At 71.6% G+C, this 2,072-nt stretch carries 3 protein-coding genes; 1 reads left to right on the top strand and 2 read right to left on the bottom strand.

All coding sequences use genetic code 11. The features are described 5' to 3' along the window. Positions 1 to 441, bottom strand: a 441-nt coding sequence (locus H5J33_RS38485; RefSeq protein WP_181798327.1) for a protein phosphatase 2C domain-containing protein, incomplete at its 3' end; no start/stop codon positions are given. Between the two features lie 56 nt (positions 442 to 497). Then, the gene (locus H5J33_RS32600; protein WP_181798326.1) at positions 498 to 1,181 is read right to left on the bottom strand and encodes a hypothetical protein; all 684 of its coding nucleotides are present in this window, start codon (positions 1,179 to 1,181) and stop codon (positions 498 to 500) included. A 107-nt stretch (positions 1,182 to 1,288) separates the two neighbouring features. Here H5J33_RS32600 and H5J33_RS32595 point away from each other — a divergent pair, with 107 nt between their 5' ends. Then, positions 1,289 to 1,516, top strand: a complete 228-nt coding sequence (locus tag H5J33_RS32595; protein WP_181798325.1) for a hypothetical protein — start codon at positions 1,289 to 1,291, stop codon at positions 1,514 to 1,516. The last annotated feature ends 556 nt before the right edge of the window (positions 1,517 to 2,072 follow it).

The raw sequence follows: 2,072 nt of genomic DNA, 5'->3' as shown, positions 1-2,072 counted from the left end.
TTGCCGCAGCCGCTCGGCGGCCCGGAGCAGTACGTCCCGGAAGTCCAGCTGCCCGTCGCCAGTCGACAGCAGGTGCAGCATCCGCTCCACGGAGGTCCGGCACGCCTCGATGGCGCCCCACTCCGATCTGCCGGCGCCGGAGACGCCGTCGGCCACGGCGAACACGACGCCGCCGCTCGCCTCGTGGCACGCCGCGCGCGCCGCGTCCTGCCGAGGCTTGCCGGAGTAGCGGTGCTGGGCGCCGCGCACCGAGGCGAAGCGCAGGCACAGGGACGGTGTGGACCAGCCGTCGCATTCGGTGTCGGGGAACTCGAACGCGAACCTGCCCGGCGGCCGGGCCTCGAACTCCGGACCCGGCGTCCCCACCACGACCGGCAGCCACGGGACGGACGGTACCGGTTGCGGCGCGTCCGGCGGCAGGGGCGGCACAGTGGGCGGCACGGGAGGTACGGCGGGCGGGCCGAAGGCCCCGAAACGCCCGCGGTCGGCAGCCCTGTTCACTGCCCGACCTCGTCGATCGCCATGCTGAACTGGTCCGGACGGTTCACCACCAGTTGTGGTGTGCCCGAGTTCAGCGCCTGTCCCGAGGCGACCAGACTCGCCGTCAGCGCGTGGAAGAACTCGGCGACCGCGCGCCCGATGTCGGTCCCGGGCTTCGCGATGAACGCGAACTCCGGCTGGGTCGCCACCTCCACCATGGTGCTCGCCTCGGCGTTGCCGATGCCGCAGGCCACGATGTTCGGGGCGGTGGGCGTCTGCGCCCGGTCGGTCAGCTCCCGGTGCGGCCGCCGCCAGGCCCCGCCGTCGGTCGGCTGTCCGTCGCTGAGGAAGAACACCACCGGCCGGTGCACCTTGTAGCCCTCTCCGTGCAGCCAGCGCACATCGCTCGGGATCCTCGTCAAGAGGTCGTCGAACACGGCCTCGTAGTTCGTCAGCCCCCGGATCTCGACCTTAGGCAGGTGCGTCTCGCGGCGCATGTCGGCCACCGCGAGACGCACCTGGACGTCGTCGGAGAAGCCGAGCACGGCCAGCCGCAGCTTGGCCGCGATCATCGGTTCGGCCCGCAGTCCCTCGCAGAGCGAGACCAGACCGTGGGTCAGATCCTGTTCGTACGGGCTCATCGAGCCCGACTCGTCGGCCAGCACATAGGCCGGCAGCAGTACGCCTTTGGTCTCCGCCATGTTGATTCGTTCCCCGCTCCGTGTCACCTGCCGTACGGCGACCGCGCGCCGCCGTACCGGCCCTTCGATGTGGCCGCCCGCACCCATTCGTTCAGAAGCCCGCCGCCGTGGACACCTGCGTGCCCCACCGGCGCGCCCCGCAGGACGCTTTCCTTGGAGACCTGGACCACTCCTCGCGGCCGAGCGAGCTCATGGGCAGGAAGAACCCGCCCGTATCGACCAGCCGTTGGGTGAATTTCCAGATCCACGTCGTCACCGTCTCCGTCGCCATGTCCGGAACCGACAGTTCCGCCCTGCCTGCGGGCGGTCTTGCCAACCATCGCGACAGGCGGTGAAATCCGCATGAAATCCCGCTGGTGCAGGAACGGGAAGGGGGCGCGGTGCACCGGGGGAGTCCCCGAGCGGCTCCGGATCGAGGTGCTCGGACCGGTTCGGGCACGGCGCTCGGCGCGGTCCGTAGCGGCTGGAGATCGATCCCACCCGGGAGGCAGGCCGTTCTCACGGTCCTGGTGCTCGGCGGGGGCACGACCGTCGGCCACGGGCAACTGCTCGACGGCGCCTGGGGCAACAGTCCGCCGGTGACCGGCCGCCGGGTCCCGCCCGGCTGCGTCTACCCGCTGCGCAAGGCACTCGACCCGCCGGGAACCGGCCGGGCGGATTCGGCGATCCGCGACGGCGCCGGCGGATACCGCTTCGTCCTGGACACAAGTCGACCTGGAAGTCCAGGAGTTGTCCTAGCACGCCGAACAGGCCCGGCGCGCGCGGGCGGCGGGCGACCTGACCGCCGCCACCGACCGTTTCACCGAGGCCTCGCCCTGTTCCGGGGCGGGCCGCATAGTGGGGAGCCGTCGTGGAGCGGGGAACGATGGATGTCCGGACGCAGACCTTGCG

The organism is Streptomyces sp. WELS2 (assembly GCF_013870595.1).
Lineage (GTDB): Bacteria > Actinomycetota > Actinomycetes > Streptomycetales > Streptomycetaceae > Streptomyces.
This window is presented reverse-complemented; position numbering and strand designations above follow the sequence as displayed.